At 68.4% G+C, this 5,445-nt stretch carries 3 protein-coding genes and 1 pseudogene; all 4 read right to left on the reverse strand.

From position 1 onward, the window contains the following. Nucleotides 1-641 (reverse strand): annotated as a pseudogene (locus tag QOC69_RS18955) (TIGR00374 family protein); the annotation flags it as partial. A gap of 108 nt (nucleotides 642-749) precedes the next feature. Then, nucleotides 750-2,531 (reverse strand): penicillin-binding transpeptidase domain-containing protein, encoded by a 1,782-nt coding sequence (locus tag QOC69_RS18960; protein ID WP_526442363.1) that lies wholly within the window; start codon nucleotides 2,529-2,531, stop codon nucleotides 750-752. A gap of 378 nt (nucleotides 2,532-2,909) precedes the next feature. Beyond that, nucleotides 2,910-4,718 (reverse strand): sulfatase-like hydrolase/transferase, encoded by a 1,809-nt coding sequence (locus tag QOC69_RS18965; RefSeq protein ID WP_526442365.1) that lies wholly within the window; start codon nucleotides 4,716-4,718, stop codon nucleotides 2,910-2,912. Next, nucleotides 4,711-5,157: an SRPBCC family protein gene (locus QOC69_RS18970; RefSeq protein ID WP_526442367.1), complete on the reverse strand. Its 447-nt coding sequence runs from the start codon at nucleotides 5,155-5,157 to the stop codon at nucleotides 4,711-4,713. The genes QOC69_RS18965 and QOC69_RS18970 overlap by 8 nt, the downstream gene beginning before the upstream one ends. Between the last annotated feature and the right edge of the window lie 288 nt (nucleotides 5,158-5,445).

Raw genomic sequence — 5,445 nt, forward strand, 5'->3', positions numbered from 1 at the left:
AGCGCCGGGGTGCCGACCAGCAGCACGGTCAGCGCACCGAGGAACCAGCCGACTGCCAGCCCGAGCAGTGAGCGGGCGGGTATGACGGCGCTGACGACGAGGTGGATCGGCACGAAGGCGAGCAGCAGCGTCCACCACCACCGCCGCCATCGAGCGGGCAGCCAGGGCCCTGACACCGTGAGGACCGCGGCGAGCATCGCGATCCATCGGGGGTCGTCGAGGAACTGCGACAGCAATGTGTTGAGCCGGCCGGACAGGTCGAAGTGCCACTGCGGCGCGGCGATGCCGTTGCTGGTGATCGACAGCGCCACCACGGCGCTCAGCCCGGCCACCGCGTACGCGCCGAGCAACTTCCACTGCCGGGCCATGATCAGGCCGGTCAGGATCGCGAACGGCAGCGCCAGGATCACGATGCCGTACACCAGATACACCGCGTTCGACTGGGTGGGCGTCAGCACTCCGACGATGTCGGATATCGACTTCTCCAGCGCGACCCAGTCGTTGCGGGTGATCAGCGAACTCGTGACGACGACCGCGACGAACACCGCCGCGAAGATGAGGCGCAGGATGTCGTTGGTGCGCCGGGTGAGCGGCTGCAGCAAGCTGCCAGAAACGGCGATCTCGCGCCCGTCGACTCGCATCTACCAAGGATCTCCGGATCGGCGCCGCGTCTGCGCGACGGTTCGGGACAACTTATCGGGACAACGGCCGTCGACGGGTCCCAACACGGCCATTGACCGGCACTGGCGTCAGCCCGCCAGCGCGGCGCGCAAGAAGTCCCCCGACACCTTCACCGCGGGTTCGGACGTGTCGCCGCCGACCACCAGCGTCGCGAACGCGATGTCGCCGACGATCCCGGCGAACCAGCCGTGCGAATGGGTGTTGTCGCCGAACTCGGCGGTGCCGGTCTTGCCGCCGAGGCCGTCGATGTCGCTCAGTTCCGTCGCCGTTCCCTCGGTCACGGTCTGGCGCATCATGGCGCGCAGGCTGTCCGCGACCGCGGGAGGGATCGGTTCGGAGGGGGTGTCGGCGGTGGTCTTCTCGTCGACGACCAGGGTCGGGGTGATCGTCGATCCGTGCGCGAGGCTGGCCTCGGCGACGGCCAGCCCGAACGGGCTGACGGTTACGGTGCCCTGGCCGATGCCGTTCTCCACGCGCTGTGCCGGGGTGTCCGCGTCGGGGACCCGGCCGGTCACCGTGGTGAGGCCGGGAATGACGTAGTCGACCCCGATCCCGAACAGTCGCGCCATCTTTGGAAGGGCGTCGGCAGGCAGTCGATCGGCCAGCACCGCCATCGTCGTGTTGCACGAATGCGCGAACGCCGACGCCAACGGCACGGTGCCCAAGTCGAACTCGTCGTCGTTGGGGATGGTGCGGTCCTCGACGGTGACCTGGCCGGGGCACGCCTCGGGGGTCTCCGGTGTCGCCAGTCCGGCCTGTAGTGCCGCGGCGGTGGTGATGGTCTTGAACGTCGAACCCGGCGGATACACGCCGGAGAACGCGATCGGACCCTGCCCGTTGGCGGCCGGATTCTGCGCGGCGGCCAAGATGCCGCCGGTGGAGGGGGAGATCGCGACCAGCACCGTCGGGCGGGGGTCGGAGCCGACCGCCTGCTGTGCGAGGGACTGCAGTCGGGTGTCGAGCGTCGTGCGAATCGGTGGGGTGTCGCCGGGCGGTGTCGAGGCCAACTCCTCGGTCGGCTCGCCCTTGTCGTCGACGAGGTGCACCGACCAACCGGCGGTCGAGTCGATCGCCTTCTGCCACAACGCCTGAAGGCCGTCGATGGCCGGCGAGGACAGGTCGGGGTTCGCCGTGAGCAACGCGCCCTGCTTGGACACCGCAACGCCTGGAATCTGCGCCAGTTGATCTGCTACCTGCGCGAGGTCCTGTTCCCGCAGCTTGATCACCGTGACGGTGTCGTCCTGTGTGGCGTTGAACTGGTCGTTGATCGACGCCGCCGTGGTGGTGTCGTCGAACCGTTGCACCACCGCGGCAAGCGCGTCGGCGGAGGCGAGGTGATCGCGCGCGAGCGTGACGATGCCGATGGTCTGCCAAGACAGCAGGGGCTGCCCGTCGCGGTCGACGACCGGTGTGAGGAAGTTCTTGTCGTCGCTGAACTGAAATATCATGCCGGGCCGCAGCTTGGGGTGCAACACCGTAGGGGACCACTGGACGTGCCAGTCGTCGCCGGCCTTGACGGCCGTTGCGTCGGCCTCGTAGGCGAAGGTGCGTCCCGGCCCGAAGGACCAGGTGTAGTCGAGCTTGGCGGCGGGGTCGTCGTCGCCTGATTCGACGACGTTGACGGCCACCGTCGCGTCCTTGCCCATGCCGTCGAACATCGCCGCGATCATCGGGGTGGCGGAGGCGGCGTCACTGGTGCTCGTACCCGCGGCGTGGGTGTCCCGGCGTTGCAGTGCGTCGGCGAACGCATGGAAGGCGTCTTCGGGGCCACTACTGGAGAACAGCGAACAACCGGTCGAGCCGAGAACGAGTGCACAGGTCAAAAGAGACAGCATGAAACGTCGAGTCATATCGCCTCGGCGGCCGGGCGACGGTTCGGAACGAGACGGCATCGCGTCTCAGTCTCACATGGCCGCGCCTGGTTCAGTTTGAAGCCTGGATGCCCTGCTCGGCGACTACCGCCCAAGCCCCGACGTGGGTCAGGTTAGTGCACACCGCTGGCGCGGATCCTTCGGAGCGCAGCACCCCTGTTCTGTGGGCCGTCAACATTTGTTGACGGCCGCGGGACGGGTGGTTGCCAGCTTGGGGCTGAGTATCCGGTGGGCAAACCGATGATGTGCGCCGCTGATCACAGGCCTGTTCTCAGTCCAGTGACAAAACATGAACCAACTCGGGTTTCACACGACCGGGCCTGGCTCAGGTTGAAGCCCGGATGCCCGACTCGACGACTACCGCCCAAGCCGCCCCAACGCCCGCCGCACGAAACCCGGCTCATCCACGGGCGGCTGCCGGTCGGCGTACGGCCACGGGCGGTGGCGCTCCGGCACCGCCGACGCCCGCGCCTGCTTGAGCCCCATCCGGAGGTGCCGCCTCAGCTCGTGTAAGCCGGGATCGGTCCAGCGGTTGTCCGCCTCGATCGGATCAGCGGTCAGGTCGTAGAGCTCCCACTGGTCATCGAGCGGGTCGGCCCGATAGGCCTCGCCGCCCATGCCGTTGGCGGCCAGATGGCGAACGCCCGGCTCGGTCCAGGTGGCAGGATCGTCGAAGGTGCGCACCAGCTTCCATAGATGCCCCGCACCACCGGGCGCGTCGGCCTCCTCGACCCGCACCACCAACCCCTCGAAGTTGGCGGCGACGTAGGCGGGAACCTTGATGCGCAGTGGCGCGGGCGGATTCACCGTACGGCCCAGCTGGCGTGCCGCTCCCGAAGCGCCCGAGTCGCCCTCGAGCACGTTGTCGCGAGTCATCATGTACACCGCCCGACTCTCGTCGGCGGCCGCCCCGTCCACCACCGGCATCAGGTTCCGCCCCGGCAGCGGATGCACCTCGGAGAAGGACTCGGCCAGCTCCGCGGCCACTGCGTCGACGTCCACCCCGGCCGCTCCGAGCAGCGTCGGCACTAGATCGACGTGCGACGTCGGCGCGGTTACCACCCGAGGCCCGGTTGCGCGTTCACCGATGCGGGCGATCGCGAACGGCACCCGGGTGGCTTCGTCGTAGAGGTTGAACCACTTCTGGTGCAGCCCACCGTGCGCTCCGAGCAGGTCGCCATGGTCGGAGGTGCGCACCAGTACCGCGTGTTCCGATCCGCCCTCCGTGACCGCCCGGCGCACCCGGTGGATCGGTGCGTCGACCTCGGCATGCAGCCGGTAGTACAGGTCGCGATACCGTTGCGCGTTTCGCCCATAGCTGCGGCTGATCATCCGCGCCGGGCCGTACCCGGAGTAGTACGCCTCGCGGAACGCGATCTGCGCGGCCGGCTTGGTGGCCAGGTCCTCGTCGGCGGTGGGCGCAGGCGGCACGTGCGGCGGGTCCAGCGGCGAGGCCTGTAATGGGCTGCGCCGCAGCCACGCCGGGAACAGGACGATGTCGTGCGGGTTGACGAAGCTGGCTACGAGTAGGAAGGGTCGCAGCGCGTCTTGGTCACCTGCACGACGCCGGGCATACCGGTCCTCGAGCCAAGCCACTACCCGGGTGGCGATCAACGGGTCGCGGCGAAAACCGCTGTTGGACAGCAACGCTCCATGCGGTTCGGGCCCCACCCAGCCGGAGAAGCCGTACGGGGCAAGCGGGTCCGCGTCGAGGTACCGGCGCACCGCCGCCGGATCGATCACGCCGTCGTCGTCGTTGGTCGCCAGTGACTCGCCGGTGGCCGGATCTTGCAGGTCGGCGTGCGAGATGTGCCACTTGCCGTCGTAATGGGTGTCGTACCCGGCGGCGCGAAACCAGTTGCCCAGGGTGGGCACTTCGCCGGCGCGCAGCCAGCGCAACCGGGAGTCGTCGAAACGCTTGCCGATGCCGTCTGTTTGGGTGACGCCGTGAAGGTCCGGGTACTGACCGGTGAAGATCGTCGGGCGGCTGGGCACGCACGCCAGAGAGCCCGTGTAGTGACGGCCGAAGTTCACTCCGTGTTCGTCGAACCAGCGACGACCGGTCAACGTGCGGTGACGCCAGGCCGATACGTCTGCCGACTCGTACGGCGGCTCCGCACGCTCCTCGTCGGTCATGACGATGACGATGTCGGGGCGGTCAGTCATGGGAGTCCTCCAGTCGACGGTTCAGTCCGGCGAGCATCGCGTCGGACTGTTTGGCCATGACGCGGCCCACGATTCGCTCCGCGAGGCCGGCCAGCGGGCCGCGGCCGATCTCGACGGTACTGGTCACCGTCACCACGGTGGCCTCACCGGCCGGCCGCAGCGTCCACCTGTTGGCCACCAGGCGCAGTCGGGCGGGCAAGCCCTCGATGTCGTAGGCGAGCGTGGTCGGCGGGTCGAACTCGGTGATGCTCTCCACCAGTGCGTCGCGTCGCACCTGCACGCGGCGGGTGGTGCCGACGGGACCGTCGGGTCCGTGATTCAAGATGCAGGAGTGCTCGACGCCGTCGGCCCACGAACTCAGGGAGCCGAAGTCGGCCAGCACATCCCAGATTGCTTGCGGCGGCGCGGAGATGGTGCGGCTGCGGCTGTTGTCGGTCACTCGCGGCTACGCCTTCACGCCCAGGGTGAGCAGGATGGACTATGGCTGCGTCCACAACGGCCGGCGCGCCCCACGCTGTTCATGGTCCGACAATACCGGGCGCCCCATGCGTCTCGGCGCATACCGGTCGTCGGACCCACGCCTAGCTCAGCTTGAAGCACATGTACCCATCAACGGCCGAATGCCTCCCTCAGTCGCGGGATGAATGCGCGCAGTGCGGGGCTCGGCGACGGTGACCAGACCACCGCCAACAACGCCGGTAGCGGTGTCCCGGTTAGTGGTATGGCG

This window comes from Mycobacterium sp. (assembly GCF_032162105.1).
GTDB lineage: Bacteria > Actinomycetota > Actinomycetes > Mycobacteriales > Mycobacteriaceae > Mycobacterium.